Below are 26,254 nucleotides of genomic sequence, written 5' to 3'. Positions count from 1 at the left end.
CTTGGCACTTTAACCCTCTTTTGATTGCGGAATCAAAGAGTTAGATTACTTTAATCCGATTAAAGTGCCCCTACATTTGGGGGAGAGCCGTTTTATCTCCTAAAACATTCGGCTTGATGGCTTTTTATTGTTCATAAAAAGCTGGCGGGCAGGAATGGATTTTGAGATCTCGACGCACGGGTAGGGTCTTTTTCTGTCTTACCCGGGATATCGCTCACCTTGAAAAAAGGAATCAGGATGAATCATTCAATCAATAAAAACCCCTATGCACCTATTACACGCTTAAAGAGGGGCTTCATTTTGGAGAGATAAAACTACTCCCGGCCGATTAGCGCTGTTGGGCGAAGCGCCCAACACTACACAGCTGTCTGTAGCCTGGGTGCAACGAAGTGAAACCCGGGTTACGGTCCGCCGACCTTCAACCTAGAACAAAAACAAGGAAAAAATGATGTCCTACTCAAATTGTTAATTGTTGAAGATGATTTTGTTTGTCAGCACATTTATCTGTCCTTACTCAACGAGTATCAACCCGTTTTGGCAGCCACAGCGGCAGAAGCCCTAGACTGTCTGTCAAGGCAGCCTTTCCATTGCATCCTGCTCGATTTGGGGTTACCGGATAAACCAGGCGAGGAGTTGCTTCCTTTGATTCGTAGTAATCCCTTAAATGGCAATACACCGGTGATTGTTATCTCCGCGCATGTGGATGAGGCGTTAGGCCAGGAATGTTTGGCTTTAGGGGCGAACCACATTTATACAAAACCCCTGCTTCCTGCGATGCTACGACGGATGGTGGAAAATGTGTTGGTTCATTAGTTTGGAATTCCCCCGCTTGCGGCGGGGGATTTTAGTTTGATTTATTATTACGCAGGCTCAGAAAGTTGTGCGATGCTGTCTAATTGTAGTTGTATAAGCATGGTAAGTTCATCAAGCATTTGCTGGCGTGACTCATGATCGGCAGGAAATTGTTTATAAACAAGATTAGCAATGAATGCGGACAAAGCCTGGGATACCACTTTGCGATTACGGAGTGGTTGTGGCAGTTTTTCTATAGACTGGGTTAATGCTGACAGTAAATTTTGCCCCAATAGATTCATTGCCTTGGAATAATCTTCAGCGGTTAAGGTATCGGCTGCTTGCATTGTATATCCTGTAATGATGTGATGAGGCGGGATTATAGAGTCTCTCCCCAGTCATTTCAATCATGGTTAAGATAATACAGCCCTGCATCGATAATTTTGATTTCCGGTTTTTTTGCGATGCTTGCTTGTAAAATCCCATACTATCTTCCTGGAAATCACTAGATATTTAATGAAAATTCAATTCGGATAAAAGGGTGTCTTGAGACATACGGGCATGCTCTAATTTTGACATGACTTGTGAAAATTTTTGCAGAGCTTCTTCTTTAAATTGTAAGAAACCCTCCTGTTTATAAATATCTGCTGGAAGGAGGCCTGGGACACAGATATATAAATTTTCAATCAGATGAAGGGATTGTGCATTAACAATAGAATCAATATCTTCATAAATAGTAAGAAAGCAAGAGAGCGCTTCGTTACTATTTTTGACCATCTCTACAACTTTTTGAATTTTATCGTAATTTAGGAAGTTCAGTGAACTGGAAATAGAGAAATATAAGTAGAGGGTCAGGTATTTCTCAAAATGTTCGCTGTATTGACCTGCAGAACCTGACTCACCCAATCTCTGAACATCAGCTTCTACAGTAGTCTTAAGCGTTTCATCCCTAGGTTTAAAAAGTTGATTTACATAATAGAGTGCTGCCAGGACTGGCTCATATTTAGCTGTAATTATTTCTTCTGCTTGTTCAAAATCCTGTGGATAATAACAATATATATAAGAAACAAATCGCATGGAAAGGCTCTTATTATACGTGTAAATCAACATTTTTATTTTTGTTTCTTCCAGGGTTAATGAGTCTTTCTTATCAAAATCCCCTTTCAGGATAAAATCGCAGATGGCATGGGCTAGCTTTACAAAGGAGCGGTTTCCTCTTCGAGGGATCTCATGATCAAAATTATCATGTGAGGCGTTAGTATCATCATCGAATAAATAAACCTTTAATGCAGGAATTTTTACCCTTAGTGCTTTCTTAAAAAACGAAAGCGTATTAAGAACATTTGAATTCGTATCCTTAATATTTTGCACCATTAATGCTGGTTTTACTGTTTCTTTTTTGCGAAGCAGGGCCTCAGGAGATAGCCAGCTTATTGCTTCTTTTGCTGGATTTGTCCAGCGGTTTGACATTATTTGACGCTCATGCAATTTGTATTTTCTCAAGAGAAAGGGCGCCATTAATGCTTATAAAGCCATCAATGTTGGGATCATCACATAGTTGCTTGTAACGTAAAACAGTCCCCCCCCCAAAACTGAATCCTATCAAGAAAACAGGGATGCCTTGCAGAGCCTTGCACTTCTCATGAAGACCGGCTGGATTTTCCTTAATTTGTTTGACGTAACAAGAGATAGTTTGATTGACTGCGGCTTGTCCCTTTTTCGATGCTTCTAATTGATTAACAGTAACTGTCGGATACAACTTTCGTTCAGGAGTATTTAAATAGCTTACAGCGATGCCTTCATTAAGCAAATATAAGTCAATATCAGCTAATCTACCTGTCAGTGTATTAATTTCATTGGCTGTATTCCCGCCATAAACCCAAATTAGAATGGCTCTTGGTATAGCGTTTCTGGGTAGGAACAGGGTATAGCCTAACTCAAGCTCCTTTTCTGCCTGAAACATATTACCTGGTACTTGCACTATCCGGGGATCAGGATCAGGCCAGGCACCCTGGTGGGCAAATATGCATTCTTGAGGGAGTTCTAACGCATCAGTTCTTTCTTGTTCTGCACGCGCATGATTAAAACTATGGAATTTTAAGGCGAATGCAGTTTGGTTTTGGGGATTTTTTAAAATTTTCGGTAAATATAGATGCAAAATTTTCTCGAAAAGCGCGGGGTTTTTTTCTTCGGTTTTTTCTAAAATTTTTCTAAAAATTATATTATTTACATCATGACTGATAAGTAAATTGGGATCTTTATCAATAAAATTCAACATCAGCGTTATTATTTTATCAACTACTCCATCTATGTTATCCGGTAAACGATTTTTTTTCTTATACTCATCGCTTAATTTTTTATAATTAAATAGGAGAAATTCTGCCAATTTATATAAAAATTTAAACTCATCTTTATAAGTATTGATTACCTTATCGAGTGTTAGATAATTTACTAGATCCCCTTGTCCTTCAAATTTCTTATCAAGATAGTCGAGTATTTTTTCCCATCCCCCTTTAAATTGAATAATTGTGTCTGTTTCAGGTAAGGCGGGTATCTTTAGGATGTTTTCCAGCTGTTCTATTAACGAGCTATTGTATGACTCCTGGTTGGCCTGCTCAGGGATTTCACTGGCGAAGCTTTCTAGATCCTCGGGGTTTAATTCTTGTTTGTTAATTTGACCATCGATAATAAAAAATGCAGTGAACTGTTCATTGGTCTTTTTTACTATAAGTTTATAGGGATGAGAATGAAGTAATTTTTTTATTCCTTCGTCATCGAGTGATTCATCAACGCGAAGAATACAGTGATATCTTCTCATAATTGATCCCTGTTATAGAATAATTCCATCAGTATAATTATAGTAAATAGTGTTCATACCAAAGAGCAATTTAATCATTACTGCTCTCATTTTTTTTCTTACTATATTCGTGATTAAAAATAGTTTCGCAAAACAAGGACAAAACAATTTTCTATGCAAAAAAAAGGGATTTCTCAATGCTATTTTTGGTGTCATGGGAGCAGATGGAATAGAGAGTAAAATTGCATAAATGCCAAATAAATAAGGCCATGCCATGCTTTATGCACGGCATGCCGGTGATCGGGTATGGAGAGATTATGGAATGTTATTAACTCTTGGTTATTGGCATAAACGTTTGCAGCAATGATTTGAAGATTTTGGGAGTCCCAGCGACAACATCGCCTTGTTTCATGTAGGTTTCGCCGCCTTGCAGGTCACTAATCAAGCCACCCGCTTCTTTGACAATCAAGCTGCCCGCTGCGATGTCCCAGGGACGAAGACCGAACTCCCAAAAGCCATCTAATCTACCGCTCGCTACGTACGCTAAGTCCAAGGCCGCAGAGCCAGTACGCCTAACACCAGCACATTTGCCAATTAATGCTTCAAATGTGGGTAAATAGCGTTGTGCCAGGGCAGTATTGCGGAAAGGGAAACCTGTACCGAGTAAGGCGGCATTTAATTGCGTTTGTTTCGAGACTCGAATCCGTCGATCATTTAATTGTGCACCACGGCCGCGGCTGGCTGAAAAGCATTCATGGTGTATAGGGTCATAGACAACGGCATGCTCAATACGGTTTTTTACTTTATGGGCAATCGATACTGAAAAGAAGGGAAAACCATGCATGTAGTTGGTTGTGCCATCAAGCGGATCAATAATCCATACAGAGTCTGCATTATCATTATGAATACCGCTTTCTTCAGCAATAATGCCATGCTCGGGGTAAGCTTTATGGATAGTATGAATAATGGCTTGTTCTGCCTTGATATCCACTTCAGTAAAATATTCCTCACTGCTCTTTGCGGTGATCTTAATTCGATCGAGTTGTTCTAAATGGCGGACAATGATATCACCGGCAAGGCGTGCGGCAGTAATGGCAATATTTAATAGTGGTTGCATGGATTCGCTCGTTTTTAACAAAGTTTGCGATTCTAACACATTTTTTTTTGTACAGAGAGAAGTCATTGCTGGTATAGTTGCGATTACTTAATAATTAAGACTGTTGTTATGAAATTTGCTTCAATTCGAATAGTACTGATTGAAACTTCCCACCCCGGCAATATTGGTTCAGCCGCAAGAGCAATGAAAACGATGGGTTTACATAAGCTCTATCTGGTGTCGCCGAAGTCTTTTCCTGATCAAAAAGCCTATGAAATGGCGGCTGGTGCGGATGATCTGTTGCAGCAGGTAGTAGTTTGTGACTCGTTGGAAGAAGCACTGACAGGTTGTCAGTTAGTTATTGCGACCAGTGCGAGGCCGCGAGGGCTTAGTCTACCAGGGTTAATCCCGGCAAGTTGTGCGGAACTGGTTTGCTCGCAACCTGATGAGACAGAGGTGGCGATTATTTTTGGCCGCGAGCGTACAGGCCTTACTAATGAAGAGTTATTGCGCAGCCATTATCACGTCAATATCCCCTCTAATCCTGTCTATAGTTCTTTAAACCTTGCTCAGGCAGTACAAATTATTGCCTATGAGCTGCGAATGAAACTATTATCCCCTGCAGCTGATGTTGAATTACGTCATGATCGTTTGGCAACGGCAGATGAGGCGGAACAGTTTTATACTCATCTAATAGAAGTTTTGCGAGCAATAAACTTTTTAAAGACTACAAAGCCGACCAGGCGTTTGATACAACGGATTAGAAGACTATTTAATCGCGCAGGCCTTGAGTACATGGAAGTCACTATTTTACGGGGAATTTTAAGCCATATGCAAAATGCATTGAAGTACGCAAAGGATCGCTAGCAGGAGTCCAGTATGAGTAAATTACCAATTTATTTGGATTATATGGCCACTACGCCTGTTGATCCGCGGGTAATTGAAAAAATGATGGGGTATTTAGGGCCTGATGGCTGCTTTGGCAATCCAGCCTCAATTACTCATGTCTATGGTAAGCAGGCGGCTGTAGCTGTGGATTACGCACGTTCCCAAATAGCGGCTGTTATTCATGCGCAGCCACAAGAAATTGTCTTTACCTCTGGTGCTACCGAAGCGGATAACCTGGCCATTTTAGGGGCGGCGCGTTTTTACCAAAGGAAAGGCCGCCATGTAGTTACCATGCTTACAGAACATAAGGCGGTACTTGATAGTTTCCATCAGTTAGAGAAAGAAGGCTTTGAAGTCACTTATCTGGAACCGCAACCCGATGGCCTACTCAATTTTCAAACACTGATCCAGGCTCTTAGGGACGAAACAATTTTAGTGTCGGTCATGCACGTTAATAATGAAATAGGGGTTGTGCAGGATATTAGTGCCATTGGTGAACTGTTGCGTGGCAGAGGAATTATATTTCATGTGGATGCGGCACAAAGTGCCGGTAAAATTGAAATTGATTTGCGTAAAATGCCGGTTGATTTAATGTCGTTTTCCGCTCATAAAAATTATGGTCCTAAGGGTATAGGGGCTTTATATGTCCGTCATAAACCTCGAATTCGCATTCAACCACTTTCTTTTGGGGGAGGGCATGAAGGAGGGATGCGCTCAGGTACTTTAGCAACCCATCAAATAGTAGCGATGGGAGAGGCTTTTGCCCTTGCTGAGCGTTTCCGTGTCGAGGAACAAGCGGGTATTTTGCGTTTGCGGCAGCAATTATGGCAAGGAATTAAAGATCTGCCCGGAATTCGCTTAAATGGTCATGAACAGCAACGCGTAGCAGGAAATTTAAATGTGACGTTTGCTGGCGTTGATGGAGATTCACTCTTATTAGCTTTACGTGAATTAGCTATTTCAACGACCTCTGCTTGCGCAGCGGCAAGCCGGCAACCTTCCTATGTACTCAGGGCACTGGGTTTGAATGATGAGTTAGCTTATAGTTCAATTCGATTGTCTTGCGGCCGTTTTACTACTGAAGAGCAAGTGAAGCAGGCAATTGAAGTAATTTGTTATCAGATAAACCGTTTGCACGAAATATCGCCACTATGATGTATAATGAACTTGTAGAGTCTTGTTTTTTTTCGCCAACCCATGTGGGTGTTTTGGATCAGTTGCAGCCATTGTGTGCCCATTATCATGGGGGAGAGGCGGGTCGGGGTGACGTCTTCGACTTTTATTTATCTTGTGATGCGCAAGGCCGCATCCTTAAGGCACGCTTTAAAGCCTATGGTAATCCCTATCTGATTGCTGCTGCAGAATGGTTGTGCCGGCAATTGGAAGGGACTTTGTTAGAGACACACCCAAGATATGATCACGCCTGGCTGGCCCAAGAATTGGATCTGCCAAAAGTTCGTTATCACGTGGCACTGCAGATTGAAGACGGCTATAAAGAAATTGTGCGGATTATGAAAGCAAAGCTGGTTGCCTTCTAGTAGAGTGAATGAGCAGCGAAGCCCAGGAAGTAACGCTTTCGGCCAAGATAGTAGAAATGACAACAGACCTTAATCCAGGGCTAATAAGAAAGGGGGAAAAAATGAGTGAAGTGATGCAGCATAAAAGTGATTCTGTAGTGGGTGTTACTTTCAGTGAAGCGGCTACTCGCCATGTGCTTTCTGATCTTGGCAAACATCCAGAAAGTAAAGGGATTCGTTTATCGGTAAAAAAGACTGGTTGTTCCGGTTTGTCATATGTTGTGGATTATGTAGTGGTGCCCCAGGAGAACGATATTGTGTTGCCGTTAGCCGGTGATTACCAAATCTGTATTGATAAAGGCAGTTATCCCTATCTTAAAGGGATGAGCATTGATTACGTCAAACAGGGATTAAACCATAAGTTTGTTTTTAATAATCCCAATCAAACAGGACAATGTGGTTGCGGAGAGAGTTTTACAGTGGAGTAAAACTCTCGAAGCTCATTATTCACCGCGAGGGATATGGGGTCTGGGAGGTCTAGGGAGCTGTATCGGTCTTTCATGGTGGCCACCGGATATCTTATCTAAATTTTCTGCAGGAATTTTTTGTTTTTCTTTCTTTAAGACCCCTGTTTTTTTCTCATATTTCTTAGTCATCTTAATTTTCCTTATAACAAACATTATAAATTATAGGCATAAAGCAATATTTTTTTGCAACTATCATCCTGTTTTCGCATCATTTATTGTCATTTTGTTTTTTTCAAGACTTCTTATTATTTATTTAGAGCAGAAAATGGTTGTTAAATGACAAAAAAATGCTCACATTTTACAAAAATGCTTGAAAATTTCTCATTTTTCCCTTAAGCTTCCCTTAATAAATGAATATCAATAAAACAATGTTTACACTCTTTGAGATATTTGTTAGTATATCGCGCATGATGTTCAGTCTCTGCATTGAGTTTGACCACCATGTTCTATAGTTAATTTTGTGTGTTGGGAGAGGAATAATGAGTGCAGTTATGCAACAGGTTGAGCAAAACAATGAAGCGTTGACTCAACAGGTCGTTGGAGCAGTAAAGGGTTATTTGAATACGGTTGGTAATAAAGATGCGAACTTGAATCTTTATCAATTAATTGTTGAAGAAGTTGAAGCCCCTTTATTTCGTACGGTAATGGAATTAACTCGTTATAATCAGTCTAAAGCTGCTCGTGTTCTTGGTGTAAGCCGTGGTACTTTGCGTACTAAACTGAAGCGTTATTTTGACGACGAGTTTATTGGTACGCGTGGTTAATTCTTGAGACTGTTGATAAGTCATCTAAGTGACTAGGTTTTGATTTCTGTCTACCGCAGACAAATCAAGACATTGCCAAGCTAGGGGAAATATTAATAGCTCTAGTCTTTCGTTGGGCACTCTGCTAGTATTAGCAACAGAGTCGGTCAGGCAATCGCTCTTTGCGTAAAGCAAAGGGAGGAAAGTCCGGGCTCCGCAGGGCAGGGTGCCAGGTAACTCCTGGGAGGCGTGAGCCTACGGAAAGTGCCACAGAAAATATACCGCCTATTTGTTGTTCACAACAGGTAGGTAAGGGTGAAATGGTGTGGTAAGAGCGCACCGCACGATTGGTAACAGTCGTGGCAGGGAAAACCCCACCCGGAGCAAGACCAAATAGGAATCCTTCGTTGCTGCTATGCACGAACGTATGGCCCGTACGGGATTCGGGTAGGTCGCTTGAGGCATGTGGTGACGCATGCCCCAGATGAATGGTTGTCCAAGACAGAACCCGGCTTATCGACCGACTTTTTCTATTCCCCCCCTTGATTCTCATCATAACTAGACTTACTATCGGCGCATTTGCAATAGCGGAGTCTATTGACCATGATGCTATGTATTGATGTTGGTAATTCACATATCTACGGCGGTGTATTTGCCGGGGATGAGATTCGTCTTCGGTTTCGCCATACTTCGCAAGTGAGTACTTCCGATGAATTAGGCATTTTTCTTAAAACTGTCTTGCGTGAGAATCAGTGTTCACCGGAAGGAATAAATGCAATTGCCATTTGTTCAGTTGTACCACAGTTAGATTATTCTCTGCGAGCCGCCTGTGTGAAGTATTTTTCTGTAGAGCCTTTCATGTTGCAAGCAGGGGTCAAAACAGGGTTAAACATTAAATATCGTAATCCGGTTGAAGTTGGTGCGGACCGTATAGCCAATGCGATCGCGGCGACACATGCTTTTCCAGGAAAAAATATTGTAGTCATTGATTTTGGTACTGCTACGACATTTTGTGTAATTACCATGCAAAAAGCGTATTTGGGTGGGGCAATCTTACCTGGTGTGCGCTTGTCAGTCGATGCGCTTGCTACCAAGACTGCGAAGTTACCGGCGGTAGAAATTGTTAGAACAGAGCAGGTTGTAGGGCGCTCTACGATTGAAAGTATTCAGTCAGGTGTTTTTTATGGTGCTTTAGGTGCTTGTCGCGAACTAATTAATCGTATTAAAACCGAATCTTTTGCTGGGCAAGATGTAATCGTGTTGGCAACAGGGGGATTTGCTTCTTTGTTTGATAAACAAGGAATTTATGATCATTTGGTTCCTGACTTAGTGTTGCAGGGAATTCGTTTAGCTGCAATGCTGAATAGTTAGCCAGTTGTATGTAGTTTTTAGGTAGTGACAGTAGTTGTAGTAAATCAGTTTTAATCTCTGCGTTTATTCGAAATACATAGTTGTTCCTTTCCTAAAAAATAAAACGATTTCTATGGTGTTGATCTATCACGGAAATGATCTAAATAAAATCACTATGCCTCGTTTATGAGTTGTAAAAGGGGTATTGCTGAAATTTTTTACTAGAAATCCTGTTTTGGGGTTGACGCTTGGGAAAATGTGTTTCTATAGTGTATAAAAGTGGTTTAAAATACTAAAAAAGTGGAGAATTGTGGGATGGTTAATAACCGACCACAAAAAAGAAACCATGTTTCGTGGAATTAATGCCATCACAATTGACGGGAAAGGCCGTCTTGCAGTACCAACGCGTTATCGAGACGCCTTGGGTGCGCAAGAGAAATCTTCTTTGGTGGTGACCATTGATACAGAAGAGACATGCTTGCTGCTATATCCGGCAGCGCAGTGGCAGATTATTGAGGATAAGCTGCAAAGTTTGCCCAGTTTTAATGCAGCAGCTCGTCGAATTCAGCGCTTGCTGATTGGACATGCAACGGATGTAGAGCTGGATGGGAATGGCCGTGTGCTTTTACCCCCTTTATTACGCGACTATGCCCATCTTGATAAACGGGTTGTGATGATAGGTCAGGGCAATAAGTTTGAAGTTTGGGATGAAATGTTATGGCAGACCAGACGCGAACAGTGGTTGGCTGAAGAAGCTTCCCAAGAGGATGGATTGCCAGATGAGATGAAAACTTTTTCTTTGTAACGGAAATAATTATGATGGCGCACCAATCAGTATTGTTGCGAGAAACAATAGAAGGCTTGGCTATCAAGGCAGACGGCATCTATATTGATGGAACTTTCGGCCGTGGTGGGCATAGCCGTGCTATTTTGCAGCAATTATCTGCAGCAGGACGTCTAATTGCAATTGATAAAGATCCTGAGGCAATAGAGTACGCCAAACAACATTTTGCTAATGATAATCGCTTTCATATTTATCAAGGCTCATTCGCCAAGCTTGCTTCATTTGCTAAACAAGCCAATGTTTACGGGCAGGTCAACGGAATTTTGTTGGATTTAGGCGTTTCTTCACCCCAATTGGATAACCCTGCGCGAGGTTTTAGTTTTATGCAGCAAGGACCTCTAGATATGCGCATGGATTTAGATCAAGAGTTGGATGCTGCTCGATTTGTTAATAAAGCAGAGGCAGATGAAATGGCTGCCATCTTCCGCGAATATGGCGAAGAACGTTTTGCTGGACGCATTGCACGTGCAATTGTGGCTGCGCGTACAGAGTCCCCCATTCAGACTACGGAAGCTTTGGCGGAAATTGTCAAACAAGCTAATCCGAAATGGGAAAAACATAAACATCCTGCAACAAGAGTATTTCAAGCGATACGTATTCATGTGAATCAGGAATTAACTGATTTGACAGCTTGTCTGGATGAAGCTCTCAATGTTTTAGCGGTTGGCGGGCGTTTGGTAGTGATTAGTTTTCACTCATTAGAAGATCGTATTGTTAAGCAGTTTATGCGTACTAAAGAGCAAGGTTTGCGCCTGCCGCCGGAGGTGCCTGTACGCAATGTAGAGATTCAAACGTGTTTTAAGCGGGTGGGGAAGGCCGTCAAAGCATCTGATGAGGAAGTAAAAGAAAACATCAGGGCACGTAGTGCGGTCTTAAGAATAGGAGAAAAAATAGCATGAATGCCGCAGCCAGAGCGATTAATCAGAGCAATTTTTTTAGTGGACAATTACTAGATATGCGTCTCTCAAAACAGCTTTGTTTCATGTTAACTTTACTATTGGCAGTACTACTGAGTGCCTTGGCTATTATCTATACGACTAATGAGCATCGTATCAGTTTTAGTCAGTTGCAGCATTTAGAGCAGCAAACGCACCAGCTGCAGTTGCAATGGGGGCAATTACTTTTGGAGCAAGCAAGTCTTGCAACGCCCGCAAGAGTAGAGGAGCTGGCAATCCAGAAATTGCAGATGAGATTACCGGCGGATAAAGAAACTTTTGTGTTGCGAATTCAATGAAAACAAATGGTCATCAAGCTCGGCTAGTAGTCGTATCGTTTTTTTTCATCCTGCTACTAGCAGTGCTTGTATGGCGGATGTTGGATTTGACGGTGCTTCATCGTCAATTTTTGTTAGGGCAGGGCGAGGCGCGCAGCATTCGTACTATTGATATTCCGGCCTATCGCGGCATGATTACTGATAGGCAAGGGAGTCCTCTCGCGGTAAGTACGCCAGTACAATCCGTGTGGGTAAATCCTAAAGTATTTTCACCGAATGCAAAACAATTGGCCGCGTTATCGCGTTTACTGAATGCCCCTTCACAGCGAATCGTTGCCAGAGTTAGAAGAGCCAGTTCGCGGGAGTTTCTTTATTTACATCGCCAGTTACCGCCGACGCTTGCTAAAAAAATTGAGCAACTCAAAATTCCTGGTGTTAATTTTCAACAGGAATTTAAACGATATTACCCTGAAGCAGAAAGTACTGCACAGTTAATTGGTTTTACTAATATTGACGATGCTGGTCTTGAAGGATTAGAGCTCGCTTATCAGGATTGGTTAATGGGAATTAATGGCAAGAAGAGGGTTGTAAAAGATCGTACAGGCCAGATTGTTGATGAGTTGGGTGTGCTTAAAGAACCTCGGCCAGGACATGATTTGCCTTTGAGCATTGATAAACGTATTCAGTATTTGGCTTACCATGAATTACAGCTAACTTTGGAGAAATTTGCTGCAAAATCTGGTTCTGTGGTGGTTGTTGATGCTCAAAATGGAGAAATACTTGCAGCGGCCAATTACCCGTCGTTTAATCCTAATGCACGTGGTCGTTATACGCGTGACAGTTATCGTAATAAAGCGATAACCGATGTTTTTGAACCCGGATCCGTGATTAAGCCTTTTAGTATAGCAAGTGCGTTGGGGAGTGGTTTGGTCAAGCCCGAAGATATTATTGATACGCGGCCAAGCTGGATGATAGTACATGGCCATACTATTCGTGATGTCCATAATTATGGTGTATTAGATGTAACGGGTGTATTACAGCATTCCAGTAACGTTGGTGTTACCAAAATGATTCTCTTAAGTCCGCCCGAACAACTCATTGGTCTGCTCCAGCGCAGTGGGTTTGGACAACGCACGGAAAGCGGTTATCCCGGAGAAAGTGATGGGGCAATGGTTAAAGCCAAAGATGCAAATCCTTTTGTATTGGCAACGCTGGGTTTTGGTTATGGTTTATCTGTAACAGCCTTACAGTTGGCGAAAGGTTATCTTATTTTTGCCAATAAAGGGCGATTGTTACCGATTACTTTACTACACAATGAAACAACAACCGCTGGTGAACAAGTACTGGATGAGAAAACAGCAAGTCAGGTTCTTGCGATGATGGAGGCAGTGCTTGGTAATGAAGGGACAGGAAAACTGGCTAGAATCCCTGGTTATCGAGTTGCCGGTAAAACAGGAACAGCAAGAATTGCCGGTAAAAATGGCTATGAAGCTAATCGTCACATTGCAAGCTTTGTCGGTATAGCGCCAGTATCACAACCGCGGCTCGTTGTGGTTGTTGTGATTCACGAACCGACACGAAACAGTTATTATGGCGCGGCTGTTGCAGCACCACTTTTTGCACAGGTTATGTCTGGGGCTTTACGCATTTTGGAAGTGCCCCCTGATAAAACAACTACGTGAGGTTACCATGAAACTTGCTGAGTTAATGCGTCCCTGGATTACTGAGAATATACCTGATTGTGAAATTCTAGGTATACATAACGATAGCCGGCAAATAAAACATGGGTTTCTTTTTTTTGCTTATCCTGGCGCCTCTACTGATGGCAGGTTGTATATTCAACAGGCGATTAATGCAGGTGCAAAAGCAATTGTTTACGAACCGGATGATTGGCCCAATAATTGTCAACTTTCAACGCAAGTACCCTGCCTTGCTTTACCTGATCTGGCAAAAAAACTTGCCGCAATTGCCAGCCGATTTTTTGGTGAGCCAACGAAGAAATTAGCGGTAACTGGAGTTACAGGAACAAATGGTAAAACAACCATTGCTTACCAATTAGCTCAGGCCCATACACTATTAGGTGAAAAAGCGGCTTACATTGGAACCCTGGGTCAGGGTGAGGTTACCGCGTTGGATTCTTTAGCGAATACAACGCCAGATGCGCTTTGTTTGCAATATCTTTTATACACCTATCAGCAAAAGGCTATAAAGCAAGTGTGCATGGAAGTTTCTTCTCATGCCTTACACCAAAAGCGGGTCGAGGGCATTGATTTTCACCAGGCAATTTTTACTAATCTAAGTCATGATCATCTTGATTATCATGAAACAATGGATGCTTATGCTGCTGCAAAAGCGTTGCTCTTCGCCGAGCCAACCCTCAAGTGGGCCATTATTAATCAGGATGATAATTACCAACAAGCAATGCGGGCTGCAGTGAGAAAACCTTGCCAAATTATCAGTTATGGCATTAAAGATGAGGCAGATGTACGTGCTTTGCGTTGGGATGTTAGTTTGGCTGGAACTCGGCTTGAGGTAACTTCACCTTGGGGACAGCATCAATTAGTTATTAATGCACTTGGTTTTTTTAATATTTATAATGCCCTGGCCGTTTTTACCAGTTTATTGGCAGTTGGCTATGATGTTGAGAAAGTAATCCCTGTGATGGCAGAATTACAGCCGGCACCTGGTCGTATGGAAGTTGTAACGCATGAACCCTATGCTATCGTTGATTACGCACACACGCCAGATGCGTTGCAAAATGTATTGGCTACTCTAAAAAAAGTAAAAAAAGGTCGCATTATAGTCGTGTTTGGTTGTGGTGGTGATAGGGACAAGAGTAAACGACCGATAATGGGGAGGATTGCCAGTGAATATGCGGATATTGCTATTATCACCAGTGATAATCCACGTAATGAGGATCCCTGGGCTATCATTGATGCTATTGATGCCGGAATAATTTCCAAAGCTAATTTGTATAAAATTGCCGATCGAGAAGAAGCGATTACCAAAGCGCTTAATTTGGCACACAAAGATGATATTATTCTAATTGCAGGCAAAGGTCATGAAGCGTATCAGCAAATTGGCAATGTGCGCCATGCCTTTTCTGATCAAGCGGTGATAAGGCGTTTGAATGCTGAGCAACAAATAAATTAGAAACCAAAGCAACAACTATCAAATTGTCAGATCGACCTTGGGCTCTATGGCTGAATTAGTTTCGGCTTGACTTGAGTACCACACCAATATTGTGGATTACCACGATAAGCAATCCTAATAGAAGAGTAAAAAAAACTGCGACGAACATTAATGAAGTATCGTTTATTAAATTTGTACGGGAGTTCTGGACTGATCCATGTTTATCAACCGGGCAATGCCGATAATAAGAGATAGAAACCAAGCAATTTGCCTTAATTATAAAGCCATACTAAAACAGAAGATCTCCTTCAGGTAATAATTGACGTTTGCTTATCGATTATCATTAAAACCAAGGATATTACGTGTTAGCTGATTTACTGATTGTGCGTTATAAACACAGAAATCATGGCGATTTCTATGGGTTTTGCGCAGTTCGGTAAACGTTACTGCAAGATCGCTGGAATTCTTTAACAAGTTTGTCTCAGCAGCAGGATTAAAAAGCGATAAAATACAATCCTGCCAACTCTGTGTTTCAGGCAAGGGGGGTAAGTTTGGAATGGTTTCCAAAAGACTACCCATTGCAGGAGGAGAAAGGCCGTAGCGAGTATGCAATTTCTGACTTAGGATGTATACAGCAGCATACTTGGCTTCAATGCTATGGCCGGCAATGTGAGGGGTACATAACCTGGAAAAATTAACAATCTCGGGGTTAATAAAAGGTTCATCATTATAAACATCAGTGCAATAGATAACTGAGGTGGTTTGAAGAAGCGCTTTTTCGTTGATGATACCACCGCGTGAGGCATTGATGATGACACAACCAGGTTTTAATCGTTTAAGCAGGGCTGCATCGATAAGATTCCGGCTGGGATAAGGGGGCTCCTCGTGCAAACTGGCATGCACACAGATTAGATCACAATCAGTGAGTTCGGCCAAACAAATACTGTAGAAATTGGCGTCGCGTTTGCTTTTGGGTGGATCATAGCAAAGGACTTCCATGTTGGCTGCTGCCAAGCGTTCTTTTACTTTTGAGCCAACTTCACCAACACCAATAACACCAGCTTTCGTACCTTGAAATGAATGATATTTCTGCAAATAGGCGAGTGTGGCAATAACATAATCGGCCACCGCAACAGCATTACTGCCTTTTGCGTCTAGCAGTTCAATGGCATGCATTTTTAAATAAGCACTATCAATATGATCAGTGCCGCTACTGGCTGTTGCAACATAGCGCAGTGAATGTCCTTTTAGTAACTGCTCATTAACTTTCAGGGTAGCGCGGCATAAGAGAATATCTTTTCCACAGAGAAGTTCGGCTACATTTTCACCCTCTTTGTAGACAGTTAATTCAAAGGGTTGTGGGAAGGCCTGAGCTAAACCCGGTATAGTTGCATCAGCGAGAATTTTCATAAATTAAATAAAAAACGAATGGTTGCCAGTGACCAGCTAATGGCAGGATTGAGTAACCAGCCCAAAATACCGCTAAATAACAGCGCTAATAAAATAAAAAAACCAAAGGGTTCTATTTTCTCATAAATTAAAGCTTGCCTGACTGGTAAAAGACAAGCAACAACGCGCCCACCATCGAGAGGTGGAATGGGTATCAAATTAAAATAAGCGAGAAGCAAATTGATAAGTATGCCTGCTCGCGAAGTGAGTAATAAAAACAAAGCAATATTAGAAGATTTAGGATCCAGCATGGTTGCCAGTTTGAAGCAGCACGCCCAAAAAAAAGCCATTATGAGATTTGAAAGCGGGCCTGCCGCACTCACTAATACCATATCACGACGTGGATTGCGTAATTGCGAACTGTTAATAGGTACAGGTTTGGCCCAACCGAAAACAAAACCACTTAATACCAAAGTAATAACAGGGACAATTATTGTGCCAATGAGGTCAATGTGACGGAGGGGATTAAAGCTTAAACGCCCAAGCATCTTGGCGGTTTTATCGCCGAAATAATTAGCAACTAAGGCATGGGCTGCCTCATGAAAGGTTATGGCAAATAAAACTGGAAGTATCCAGGTGACTATCTGTTGGGTGACTGTTAATTCAAGCATGGGTATAGAAATTTACTCTCTTATGAGCGTGCGTCATTCTAACGGATAGTTGGCGATTTGCTCAAGCCAAGTCTGTATCAAGTAGTTGAGTTTATGTTTGAGAATATTGGTTGGCTTATCTTGGGTAATCGGGATCATAATTAGGGGGAGTCGAATAGGTACGATGGACAGGGCCTTGTTGCTCTTATATCATATCACGTCAAATTGGGGCGATGAGCAAATGCCTTGGATAAACTCAATAGTTACTTATTACTAGGATTTTTTTCTTTATTGATTTTCATGCCTGGTATCGCAAAAATGCCTGTAATTGATAGGGATGAAGCACATTTTGCCCAGGCAAGCCGACAAATGGTACAAACCGGCCAATATTTTCAAATTCGTTTTCAAGAGAAAACCCGTTTTCAGAAACCACCTGGAATAAATTGGTTGCAGGCAGGTAGCGTAAATTTATTCTCTAACGCCCAGTCTACAAGGATCTGGCCTTACCGCATTCCGTCCTTGCTGGGTGCATTATTCTCTGTGTTGCTGACCTATTTTTTCTCCCGCCGTTTTGTTAGTCGGCGCACAGCCGGATTGGCCACAGCGCTATTTGCTTCTGCACTATTGCTAGTTGTAGAAGCCCATATGGCGGTAATTGATACTTCTTTATTGTTTTCTGTGTTGTTAATGCAGGGTGCCTTGTGGGTTATTTATCAAAAAGCCATCGATAAACAACCCGTTCATTGGGGATGGGCCGGTTGCTTCTGGTTGGCTATGGCTTATGGTTTAGTGTTAAAGGGCGTGACACCGTTAGTAGGGTGCTTATCTATTGCCACACTCTGTATTATTGAACGACGTATGGATTGGCTTCGTGGGTTGCGTATTTATCCAGGGTTATTATTATTTACCTTAGTTAGCCTCGCATGGGTTCTGATGGTTAATGCTGCAGAAAACAGTAATTATTTATTACAAATGATTCATAAGGATTTATTACCTAAATTACAAGGTGGGCATGAGTCACATGGTAAGCCGCCCTTATTTCATCTCGTCATTTTACCGTTAACATTTTGGCCTGCGTCTCTGTTTTTATGGCAAGGTGGGACTTATGCTGTCCGTAATCGCCACAATAAAGTAGTTAAGTTTCTATTGGCTTGGCTTTTACCCACCTGGATTTTTTTCGAATTGATGCCAACCAAATTACCTCAATATGTGCTACCCACTTTTCCCGCTATTGCATTATTATGTGCTTTAGCTATCGAAAAAACTGAGAAAATAAAACTACCAGGGCGTTGGTTACATTTCTTGCAGATTCTATGGGGGGTTTTATCCATAGGTTTGGCTTTTAGTTTAGCTCTCTTGCCTTACCTGGTGATGCAACAGGTTCCTGTTATTAGCTGTATTCTGTTTGCTGGATTGTCTGGTATGACAATTATTTGTGTTTATTTTGCTTGGCAGGGTGCTTATTATCGTGCCAGTATAGCGGTACTTATCTCGGCTTTGGTTGCCTATCCACTTATTTTTACGGAATTATTACCTTCCCTGGAGCCTCTTTGGCTAACAAAAAATGTGGCGGAACTGATTGATAGGAAGCAAATTTCATCTGCCAAGCCTTTACTGGTAGTGGGTTTTGAGGAGCCCAGTTTAGTGTTTAATTTAAACACTGATTTGGTGAAATTTACTGACAGCGAGATTGCCCAGAAAGCGTTAGAACAAGACTCGTCTCGGTTGGCTTTAATCGAACCGGCTCTGTTTGCTAAATGGATAAATAACCGTAGGAGCTATGCTATTATGGCCCATACAAAAGGTTATAATTACACCAAGGGCCGCTGGGTAGAGCTTTTTTTAATTAGACAAGAAAATACGGGAGAAAAACAGTATGTCGCCCTTTGATCGTTTGTTGGCTGTAATGACTAAGCCTTGGGTCGCGATGCTCTATATTGGTTTCGTTGTTTTGTCCTTTTTGTATCTTGATAAACCGATTGCCCAATATTTTTACTCAATTGATTTAAAAGAAAATTTGCCATTGTTGACTTGGTTAACCAAATTGGGTTTAGGTGTGATCTACATGGGTGGATTTTTTGTTCTGGCACTTTTCTTCCGCTATATACGACAAAATAGCGAGTTGGAGGCGCGTTCCTGGTTTTTATTTATGTGCGTCACCATACCTGGAGTCATTTGCGTATTTTTGAAGGCATTATTAGGACGAGCCAGACCAGATATGTGGTTTGAGGAGCAGCTGTACGGTTTTTTTGGTTTTAAAACCAATGCTTATTTTTGGTCCTTTCCATCTGGACATACAACCACCGTTATAGGTGCAGCATTGGGCTTAGGTATTCTGTTTCCACGTTATTTTTATGCCTTTATTTTGGCTGGTTTAACCATTGCGTTTTCCCGTGTTTTTCTTACTCATCATTATCTCAGTGATGTTTTGACAGCGGGTTACCTCACTTTATTGGAAGTCGGGATTTTGCTGTGTATTTTGCGACGCAAATCATGGCTGGCTCCGGCTTGGGGACATACGGTACAATAAAAATTTTCTGATTTTAAGGTGAACTGAAATGACTTCTATGCAGGTTGCTTTGTCGATTATTATTCCTGTTTATAATGAGGTCGATAATGTTGAACCATTATATGAGGAGATTGTAGCGACGCTTTCAGCGACAGACTTCCCTTATGAGGTCATTTTTGTTGATGATGGTAGTAAGGATGGTACGGTAGAAAAACTTTATTCGTTATCACAAGGTTACAGTAATTTCCGTGTTGTTTATCATAAGCGAAATTTTGGGCAGAGTGCGGCTTTTTTGAGTGGCGCCAAAGCGGCTCGCTATGCTTTGTTAGTTACGTTGGATGGTGATGGACAGAATGACCCCGCCGATATTCCGCGACTTGTGGAACAAGTACAAGATTTTCGCACCGTAGTTTTGGGCAACCGTAAAAAAAGGGATGATAATTACTTAAGAAAATTATCTTCGCGCATCGGTAATAGTGTACGGCAGCGTTTGCTTCATGATGGTTGCCCTGACACGGGATGTAGTTTAAAACTGTTTCCTCGAGAAGCTTTTTTAGCTTTGCCTCATTTTAACCATTTGCATCGCTTTTTACCGGCTTTGTTTAAAAGAGCTGGATTTAAATTAGTTAATTTACCGGTGAATCATAGACCGCGTCGCCACGGCGTATCTAAATATGGTGTTATGAATCGACTATTTGTTGGTATTCATGATTTAATTGGCGTGCGCTGGTTATTAAAGCGCCCCTGTGCCCCGGAGGTTTCTACACATGAACGTTGATTATCTGTGGCTCACTATTGGTTTTATTGGTCAGGGAATCTTTTCTGCACGTTTTGTCGTACAGTGGCTGATTAGTGAAAAAGTGAAGCGAAGTGTGATTCCTGTCGCTTTTTGGTATTTGAGTTTATTTGGTGGCTTAACATTATTGGTCTATTCCATTTATAAACAGGATCCTGTCTTTATATTAGGACAATCGACCGGCGTTTTTATCTACGCACGCAACCTTTATCTAATTCAGAGAGAGCGTTCTTCCAGGATCACAAAGAAACTAAAACAGGTATCGTAGTCTTTACTCGCTTCTCCCGCTAGCTAACGTAATAAGTTCGTCCAGTTACGATTAAGTTGTTTCCGGGGTTTTCCACCCAATTTATCGCCTTTGACGGAGGTGGTATTAAGGTATTTACCCACACAGGTAATTGTGGGCTTTGCCAGACAAGGAGTAGCTTACCTTTAGGTAAAGAAAACGAAGATGCAGGATGCAGATACCAGCCATTTTTAATGGATAGTTTCAACATGAGATTTCCTAATAACCAATAAGAGTCAGAGACAATGTAATCCACCTTGAAGCAATCTGCTTTGATTGCTTGTACTGTTTCATTAACAGGAAATTGATTGTATTTATTACGTTCTGAGTGACCGCGATTAATTAAGATCCCAAAGAAAATGATTTGTACTAATAAACAAATTACGGTAAAAAAGCGTATTTTGGTGGTTAACTCAGGTTTCAGTTGCACTTGGCTGAAGATGCAGAGAGGGCATAAAAATAGGATTGGAATAAGCCAGCGTGTTGCAAAATTACTAATACCCGCAAAAACAATAATGGAAGCAAGCAAGGGTAAGCCAATTAAATGGTAGCGTAGAAGTAAATAATTTCTGGCGGTTTGACGTAATTGCCAATGTTTGAATGGAAAAAAAATAGTTGTAACAAGCAAGACTGGAGAAGCAAAAAACAGGATTGCCTTCCCAAACTCTACAAGGCCAAACGAAGATTGCTTACTGTCAGGAATTAACTTGGAACGGGCATGTAAGCCAATACTAAGGTGTTCAGAGAGCCAAAAAATATAAGGACTTGCAAGAGCAAGGGCTGCCACTAAGGTTAATAGCATACCTGGATGGATTAATTTAATACGGTAATTATCAATGGAAATAGCACTAAGCAATAAGATAGAAAGAAACAAGAGATAATTAAATTTGGAAAGGAATCCTATGCCGATAATAAGACCAAAAATTAGATACCAAACTGTTTTTGGTAGGCGTGAAGGCGCAATGAACCAATACCAGGTAAGGCAGGCGGCAAATAAGACCAAGACTGAATGGGTATTGTCCTTTATTAGATCAAGACTAATAGCCGGTATCAGGGCCCAAGATAAGGTAGTACACCAGGCCAGGGTATTATTCGGACAATGTAAGCGACAAATTTGATGAAAATAGTAAAAACAGCCAAATAACAGACTGCACTTTAATAAAACAAGACTTAATAAATTAAAACCAAATAGCTTGAAAAAAAGATATTGCAGCCAGGAATAAAAAGGAGGCTGATCAGGATATCCTGGTAAGAGTTGTTGCGCCACAATGACTTGCTCTGCTTCATCTAATTCAAGTAAGTTGCCACGCAAGAAAAGCCGAATTACCAGAATAAGAAGAGTAAGAAAAAAAAGAATAACAGCTGGTCGCTCAAGCCAATAAGAAGATTTCCTCATCGTTTAGACCATCTTGATTGCTTAAAATGGTTAAGTATAACGTATGAGAGAAAATTCTATGCTATTTATTCGAGAAAAAGTTAATTCTTGATAATTTGTTATTTTTGGTGATTTTATCGATAATGCAAGGATTTAGTTTGTGAGACAATGGGGTATGTGGGACTGGCATCTGCTGTTTGTTTGGGAGTTTGGTCAGGAAATTATTTGTACTTCTGTTGACCGTAATTGTTTTAATTAGCTGAAGTCGCTAGTGCTTAATTAACTTAGTATTCCATTCATGGATAAAGCATCTCCCAGGAGGTATTAATGATGCAAATAAGAAAAGCTGTTTTTCCTGTAGCAGGCTTAGGATCGCGATTTTTACCCGCTACTAAGGCAAATCCTAAGGAAATGCTGCCTGTAGTAGATAAGCCGTTGATTCAATATGCTGTTGAGGAAGCTGTGCGTGCTGGCATTAATCATATGATTTTTATTACCAGTTCAAGTAAGCGCGCAATTGAAGATCATTTTGATCATCATTTTGAATTAGAAATGCGGTTGAAAGAACAAGGCAAAGAAGCTTTACTTGAGGTGGTAAAAAATATTTCGCCACCAGGTATACAGTTTACGTATGTCAGGCAGAATCAGCCTTTAGGTTTGGGGCATGCGGTGCTTTGCGCTGAGCACATAGTCGGAGAGGAGCCTTTTGCTATTTTGTTGGCAGATGATCTGATAGACGATTCCAAATTACCTTGTCTTTCTGCGATGGTTAATTATTTTCATAAAGATGGTCATTCAGTGATGGCAGTTCAACCAGTTCCTTGGCATGATGTTCATCAATATGGTGTGGCTCGCGTTGAGGATGCTGGCGAAAATTATTCTCCGATCGTGACGATTGTTGAGAAACCAAAGACAGAGTCTGCTCCCTCTAATCTTGCTGCTGTAGGACGCTATATTTTTACTCCAGCAATTTTTTCTTGCCTGAAGCAAATATCGCCTGATCATCGCGGGGAAATTCAATTAACAGATGCTATTCAGCGGTTGTTAACTGAGCAAAAAGTTCAAGCTTACCAATTTCATGGCAAACGTTATGATTGTGGTTCTAAACTAGGTTATTTGCAGGCTACAGTCGAGTTAAGCAGGCTACATCCAGAGATTGGAGAAGCCTTTAATGATTATTTAGAGTCTTTAAACGAAGGTTAAGCAAAGTTCTAACTTGAACTTAAGCCACTATCTCTGGCAAGATGCTGACTGATTTGATATTCCAGTGAGGAACTATGAAAACTCTCGTTGCAGTGAAGCGTGTGATAGACCCTTATGTAAAAGTACGAGTCAAGTCGGATAACAGTGGGGTAGAAACACAAAACGTCAAAATGTCCATGAACCCTTTTGATGAGATAGCAATAGAAGAAGCAGTTCGATTGCAAGAGCAAAAACATGTAACGGAAATAGTAGCTGTCTCAATAGGTACCGATGCGAGCCAGGAGACTTTACGCCATGCTTTAGCTCTTGGTGCTGATCGCGCAATTCTGATTCGTAGTGAGAAACATCTTTGCAGTCTTAATATTGCCAAGATTCTGCAAAAAATCACCCTTGATGAAAAACCCGATTTAATTTTAATGGGTAAACAATCCATTGATGGTGACAATAATCAAACACCGCAAATGCTTGCCGCTTTACTAAATTGGCCACAAGCGACCTTCGCATCAAAACTTAATATAAATGGCCGAGCTATAGAAGTGACACGTGAAATTGACGGCGGTTTGGAAACTTTGGCAATGGATCTTCCAGTAATAGTCAGTACCGATTTGCGTTTGAACGAACCACGTTATGCCAGTTTGCCTAATATTATGAAAGCGAAGCGTAAGCCGCTGGACATCATTGAACTTGATTCTATGGGATTAAATTTGAAAGAGCATATTCAAGTGCTGACTGTGACTAGCCCACCAACTCGTTCTGGTGGTGTTAAACTAAATTCCATTGAAGAGTTACTCAATAAATTACAACATGAAGCCAAAGTGCTTTAACAAGGAGGAGCCATGAGCACTTTAGTAATCGTTGAACATGATAATAAAATGATGCATCCGGCAACACGTAACACGGTTGCTGCTGCCATACAACTAAAAGAAAATCCAGTCTTACTGGTTGTTGGCCATCAATGTCAAACAGTCGCTGAGCAGGCTGCAACAATAGCTGGTGTTCATGCAGTCTGGTTAGTGGACAGTGCTGTTTATGCTCATCAATTAGCGGAAAATATAAGTGAATTAGTCATTGGGATGGCTTCATCATTTTCAGCAATACTGGCACCAGCTTCTACCTTTGGTAAAAATATAGCACCGCGCATTGCTGCCAAACTTGATGTGGCACAGATTTCTGATGTAAGTCGCGTTATTGATCAAAATACGTTTGAACATCCCATTTACGCAGGGAATGCAATTGAAACAGTTCGTGTTTTAGATAGTATAAAAGTACTGACCATTCGCACGACGGCGTTTGACAGTATCAATGCAGAGCAATCACCCTGTTGCATAGAGCATGTTGATACGATAATTGAATCCACAACCAGCAAATTTGTTCGACATGAATTAAGCCGTTCAGAGCGACCTGATCTAGGTAGCGCCAAAATTGTTGTTTCAGGTGGGCGTGGTTTGCAGAGTGCAGAAAAATTTAAGTTAATAGAAGAACTAGCTGATGCATTAGGTGCAGCGGTAGGCGCCTCCAGGGCAGCAGTAGATGCAGGTTTTGTCCCTAATGATTATCAGGTGGGTCAAACAGGCAAGGTCGTTGCTCCTGCGTTATATCTGGCTATTGGAATTTCAGGTGCTGTGCAACATCTTGCTGGTATGAAAGACTCCAAAGTTATCGTTGCTATTAACAAGGATGAAGATGCGCCAATTTTCCAAATCGCTAATTATGGATTGGTTGGGGATTTATTTGAATTAGTACCACAACTCATTGAGCAATTAAAGAAGAGAGCCTGAGAATCTCTGCCAGGGATCTGACGTTGCGGAGAATAGTCCTGCTATCTGCGTTTGGGAGTTGGCTCATCTTGCGTTGGTAGTCTCAGGATTTTCTCTGCTCGGATCAAATTTAAGCAACAATAGAAGGAAAGAGCTATGTTTGTTGGCGTACCAAAAGAAATTAAACCACAGGAAAATCGTGTAGGACTTGTTCCCGGTAGTGTTAAAGAAATCGTGCGTACTGGTAGTACAGTCTTGGTGGAAAAAGGGGCTGGTTTAGGAATTGGTATCAGCGATGAACAATATCATGCAGCAGGTGCTGAAATTGTTGCTACGGCAGACGAGGTATTTGAGCGAGCAGAATTGATTGTTAAGGTTAAAGAGCCGCAGCCTGTCGAGTGCCGACGTTTACGCGAAGGACAAACCTTATTTACCTACTTGCATTTAGCCCCTGATCCGCAACAAACCCGCTTACTCAAAGAATCTGGTGCTACAGCAATTGCCTATGAAACGGTGACTCAAAATGATGGTGGTTTACCCCTGTTAACCCCCATGTCCCAGGTTGCCGGTCGCATGTCGATTCAGGCCGGTGCTCATTGCCTTGAAATGGCTCAAGGTGGAAGTGGCGTCTTATTAGGCGGGGTCCCAGGCGTCGCTCCTGCGAATGTCGTTGTCATTGGCGGTGGTGTTGTAGGGTCGAATGCGGTGAGAATGGCAATGGGCATGGAAGCACGTGTGACCGTAATAGATAAATCCTTATCTCGTCTACGTGAACTTGATTTTCAATTTGGTTCAAAATTAAATACTATTTATGCCACAGTCGAAGCTTTAGAACATTATGTTGCTGAAGCTGATTTAGTGATAGGCGCTGTCCTTGTTCCCGGAGCTTCCGCTCCCAAATTAGTAACCCGTAGCATGTTAAAAACAATGCGCCCGGGATCAGTAGTTGTGGATGTAGCAATTGACCAGGGTGGATGTTTTGAAACAAGCCGTGCAACCACTCACCATGAGCCTACCTATACGGTAGAAGATGTGGTGCATTACTGTGTGGCTAATATGCCTGGAGCTGTGCCACGAACATCAACATTTGCTTTAAATAATGCAACTCTGCCTTTTGTCATCAGTTTGGTGACTAAGGGTGTGAAATTAGCACTATTAAGTGATGGCCATTTGTTAAATGGTCTTAATGTGCATAGAGGCATGATCACTTATGAAGCAGTGGCTCGTGAGCTTGGGTATGAATATATCGCTGCTACTGATGCGTTGGCAGGCTGACTGCTTACATGTCTACTATCTTGGTACTTATGGCTTGATTTTCTGCGCTTCGCTGCTCACATACTAGGTGTATGCTCCGCTGCGAGGCTCGACCATCAAGCCATAAGCACTCAAG

General features: G+C 41.6%; 28 protein-coding genes and 1 other RNA gene. 21 read left to right on the top strand and 8 right to left on the bottom strand.

Annotated elements, in window-relative coordinates; all coding sequences use genetic code 11:
- Positions 1 to 462 precede the first annotated feature (462 nt).
- Positions 463 to 813, top strand: coding sequence for a response regulator (locus Lfee_RS13295; protein WP_058447487.1), 351 nt, complete (start codon positions 463 to 465; stop codon positions 811 to 813).
- A 47-nt stretch (positions 814 to 860) separates the two neighbouring features.
- Here the strand turns inward: Lfee_RS13295 and Lfee_RS13290 are convergent, their stop codons facing one another.
- From Lfee_RS13290 to Lfee_RS13270, 4 genes are all read right to left on the bottom strand, one after another.
- Positions 861 to 1,139, bottom strand: coding sequence for a hypothetical protein (locus Lfee_RS13290; protein WP_058447486.1), 279 nt, complete (start codon positions 1,137 to 1,139; stop codon positions 861 to 863).
- 166 nt (positions 1,140 to 1,305) lie between these two features.
- Positions 1,306 to 2,262, bottom strand: a complete 957-nt coding sequence (locus Lfee_RS13285; RefSeq protein WP_058447485.1) for a hypothetical protein — start codon at positions 2,260 to 2,262, stop codon at positions 1,306 to 1,308.
- Between the two features lie 10 nt (positions 2,263 to 2,272).
- Complete coding sequence (locus Lfee_RS13280) at positions 2,273 to 3,610, bottom strand: alpha/beta hydrolase (protein WP_058447484.1); 1,338 nt, start codon at positions 3,608 to 3,610, stop codon at positions 2,273 to 2,275.
- Positions 3,611 to 3,917: 307 nt separating this feature from the next.
- On the bottom strand, positions 3,918 to 4,706 hold the full coding sequence (locus Lfee_RS13270; RefSeq protein ID WP_058447482.1) for an inositol monophosphatase family protein: 789 nt from the start codon (positions 4,704 to 4,706) through the stop codon (positions 3,918 to 3,920).
- Positions 4,707 to 4,814: 108 nt separating this feature from the next.
- Between Lfee_RS13270 and Lfee_RS13265 the strand changes: the two genes are divergently transcribed.
- From Lfee_RS13265 to Lfee_RS13250, 4 genes are all read left to right on the top strand, one after another.
- Entirely contained in the window at positions 4,815 to 5,552 is a 738-nt protein-coding gene (locus Lfee_RS13265; RefSeq protein WP_058447481.1) for an RNA methyltransferase, read from the top strand.
- 12 nt (positions 5,553 to 5,564) lie between these two features.
- Positions 5,565 to 6,728, top strand: a complete 1,164-nt coding sequence (locus tag Lfee_RS13260) for an IscS subfamily cysteine desulfurase (protein WP_058447480.1) — start codon at positions 5,565 to 5,567, stop codon at positions 6,726 to 6,728.
- Positions 6,725 to 7,111, top strand: coding sequence for an iron-sulfur cluster assembly scaffold protein (locus Lfee_RS13255; RefSeq protein ID WP_058447479.1), 387 nt, complete (start codon positions 6,725 to 6,727; stop codon positions 7,109 to 7,111). Before Lfee_RS13260 ends, Lfee_RS13255 begins: the two co-directional genes overlap by 4 nt.
- A 101-nt stretch (positions 7,112 to 7,212) precedes the next feature.
- Entirely contained in the window at positions 7,213 to 7,578 is a 366-nt protein-coding gene (locus Lfee_RS13250) for a HesB/IscA family protein (protein ID WP_058447478.1), read from the top strand.
- A 15-nt stretch (positions 7,579 to 7,593) separates the two neighbouring features.
- Here Lfee_RS13250 and Lfee_RS17100 read toward each other — a convergent pair whose 3' ends face one another.
- Positions 7,594 to 7,746 (bottom strand): hypothetical protein, encoded by a 153-nt coding sequence (locus Lfee_RS17100; protein WP_156413398.1) that lies wholly within the window; start codon positions 7,744 to 7,746, stop codon positions 7,594 to 7,596.
- 350 nt (positions 7,747 to 8,096) lie between these two features.
- Here Lfee_RS17100 and Lfee_RS13245 point away from each other — a divergent pair, with 350 nt between their 5' ends.
- The 8 genes from Lfee_RS13245 (at position 8,097) to Lfee_RS13215 (ending at position 14,920) form a co-directional block, all read left to right on the top strand.
- Entirely contained in the window at positions 8,097 to 8,381 is a 285-nt protein-coding gene (locus Lfee_RS13245) for a helix-turn-helix domain-containing protein (RefSeq protein WP_058447477.1), read from the top strand.
- A gap of 138 nt (positions 8,382 to 8,519) precedes the next feature.
- Positions 8,520 to 8,892, top strand: an RNA gene (gene rnpB / locus Lfee_RS16295) — RNase P RNA component class A.
- A 71-nt stretch (positions 8,893 to 8,963) separates the two neighbouring features.
- Positions 8,964 to 9,731 carry a type III pantothenate kinase gene (locus Lfee_RS13240; protein WP_058447476.1) on the top strand — a complete coding sequence of 256 codons (768 nt, stop codon included), beginning with the start codon at positions 8,964 to 8,966 and terminating at the stop codon, positions 9,729 to 9,731.
- Positions 9,732 to 10,056: 325 nt separating this feature from the next.
- Positions 10,057 to 10,515 (top strand): division/cell wall cluster transcriptional repressor MraZ, encoded by a 459-nt coding sequence (mraZ, locus tag Lfee_RS13235; protein ID WP_058448024.1) that lies wholly within the window; start codon positions 10,057 to 10,059, stop codon positions 10,513 to 10,515.
- Positions 10,516 to 10,526: 11 nt separating this feature from the next.
- Positions 10,527 to 11,453, top strand: a complete 927-nt coding sequence (gene rsmH / locus Lfee_RS13230) for a 16S rRNA (cytosine(1402)-N(4))-methyltransferase RsmH (RefSeq protein WP_058447475.1) — start codon at positions 10,527 to 10,529, stop codon at positions 11,451 to 11,453.
- A complete protein-coding gene (ftsL, locus tag Lfee_RS13225; protein ID WP_058447474.1) occupies positions 11,450 to 11,788 on the top strand; it encodes a cell division protein FtsL in 339 nt (112 codons plus the stop codon). The genes rsmH and ftsL overlap by 4 nt, the downstream gene beginning before the upstream one ends.
- The gene (locus Lfee_RS13220) at positions 11,785 to 13,449 is read left to right on the top strand and encodes a peptidoglycan D,D-transpeptidase FtsI family protein (RefSeq protein WP_058447473.1); all 1,665 of its coding nucleotides are present in this window, start codon (positions 11,785 to 11,787) and stop codon (positions 13,447 to 13,449) included. The genes ftsL and Lfee_RS13220 overlap by 4 nt, the downstream gene beginning before the upstream one ends.
- 7 nt (positions 13,450 to 13,456) lie before the next feature.
- Entirely contained in the window at positions 13,457 to 14,920 is a 1,464-nt protein-coding gene (locus Lfee_RS13215; RefSeq protein WP_058447472.1) for a UDP-N-acetylmuramoyl-L-alanyl-D-glutamate--2,6-diaminopimelate ligase, read from the top strand.
- Positions 14,921 to 15,229: 309 nt separating this feature from the next.
- Here the strand turns inward: Lfee_RS13215 and Lfee_RS13210 are convergent, their stop codons facing one another.
- On the bottom strand, positions 15,230 to 16,309 hold the full coding sequence (locus Lfee_RS13210; RefSeq protein WP_058447471.1) for a 4-phosphoerythronate dehydrogenase: 1,080 nt from the start codon (positions 16,307 to 16,309) through the stop codon (positions 15,230 to 15,232).
- A complete protein-coding gene (locus tag Lfee_RS13205; RefSeq protein ID WP_058447470.1) occupies positions 16,306 to 16,959 on the bottom strand; it encodes a site-2 protease family protein in 654 nt (217 codons plus the stop codon). Before Lfee_RS13205 ends, Lfee_RS13210 begins: the two co-directional genes overlap by 4 nt.
- A gap of 225 nt (positions 16,960 to 17,184) precedes the next feature.
- On the opposite strand from Lfee_RS13205, the gene Lfee_RS13200 reads away from it, so the two are divergent.
- The 4 genes from Lfee_RS13200 to Lfee_RS13185 are packed head-to-tail and all read left to right on the top strand — an operon-like array spanning position 17,185 to position 20,511.
- Complete coding sequence (locus Lfee_RS13200; protein ID WP_131753182.1) at positions 17,185 to 18,828, top strand: ArnT family glycosyltransferase; 1,644 nt, start codon at positions 17,185 to 17,187, stop codon at positions 18,826 to 18,828.
- Complete coding sequence (locus Lfee_RS13195; protein WP_058447468.1) at positions 18,815 to 19,468, top strand: phosphatase PAP2 family protein; 654 nt, start codon at positions 18,815 to 18,817, stop codon at positions 19,466 to 19,468. Before Lfee_RS13200 ends, Lfee_RS13195 begins: the two co-directional genes overlap by 14 nt.
- 28 nt (positions 19,469 to 19,496) lie before the next feature.
- The gene (locus tag Lfee_RS13190) at positions 19,497 to 20,225 is read left to right on the top strand and encodes a glycosyltransferase family 2 protein (protein WP_172606834.1); all 729 of its coding nucleotides are present in this window, start codon (positions 19,497 to 19,499) and stop codon (positions 20,223 to 20,225) included.
- Positions 20,215 to 20,511, top strand: coding sequence for a lipid-A-disaccharide synthase N-terminal domain-containing protein (locus Lfee_RS13185; protein ID WP_058447467.1), 297 nt, complete (start codon positions 20,215 to 20,217; stop codon positions 20,509 to 20,511). The genes Lfee_RS13190 and Lfee_RS13185 overlap by 11 nt, the downstream gene beginning before the upstream one ends.
- Before the next feature lie 19 nt (positions 20,512 to 20,530).
- Here the strand turns inward: Lfee_RS13185 and Lfee_RS13180 are convergent, their stop codons facing one another.
- Entirely contained in the window at positions 20,531 to 21,925 is a 1,395-nt protein-coding gene (locus Lfee_RS13180) for a glycosyltransferase family 39 protein (protein WP_058447466.1), read from the bottom strand.
- A gap of 306 nt (positions 21,926 to 22,231) precedes the next feature.
- Here Lfee_RS13180 and galU point away from each other — a divergent pair, with 306 nt between their 5' ends.
- The 4 genes from galU (at position 22,232) to ald (ending at position 26,139) form a co-directional block, all read left to right on the top strand.
- A complete protein-coding gene (gene galU, locus Lfee_RS13175; protein ID WP_058447465.1) occupies positions 22,232 to 23,107 on the top strand; it encodes a UTP--glucose-1-phosphate uridylyltransferase GalU in 876 nt (291 codons plus the stop codon).
- Between the two features lie 74 nt (positions 23,108 to 23,181).
- Entirely contained in the window at positions 23,182 to 23,931 is a 750-nt protein-coding gene (locus Lfee_RS13170; RefSeq protein WP_058447464.1) for an electron transfer flavoprotein subunit beta/FixA family protein, read from the top strand.
- Positions 23,932 to 23,943: 12 nt separating this feature from the next.
- A complete protein-coding gene (locus Lfee_RS13165) occupies positions 23,944 to 24,885 on the top strand; it encodes an electron transfer flavoprotein subunit alpha/FixB family protein (RefSeq protein ID WP_058447463.1) in 942 nt (313 codons plus the stop codon).
- A 135-nt stretch (positions 24,886 to 25,020) separates the two neighbouring features.
- The gene (gene ald / locus Lfee_RS13160; RefSeq protein ID WP_058447462.1) at positions 25,021 to 26,139 is read left to right on the top strand and encodes an alanine dehydrogenase; all 1,119 of its coding nucleotides are present in this window, start codon (positions 25,021 to 25,023) and stop codon (positions 26,137 to 26,139) included.
- Positions 26,140 to 26,254 lie beyond the last annotated feature (115 nt).

The sequence above is a fragment of the Legionella feeleii genome (genome assembly GCF_001467625.1).
In the GTDB taxonomy this organism is placed as follows: Bacteria; Pseudomonadota; Gammaproteobacteria; order Legionellales; family Legionellaceae; genus Tatlockia; species Tatlockia feeleii.
Note: the sequence above shows the minus strand (reverse complement) of the source record. Positions and strands in the feature narration are given on the sequence as shown.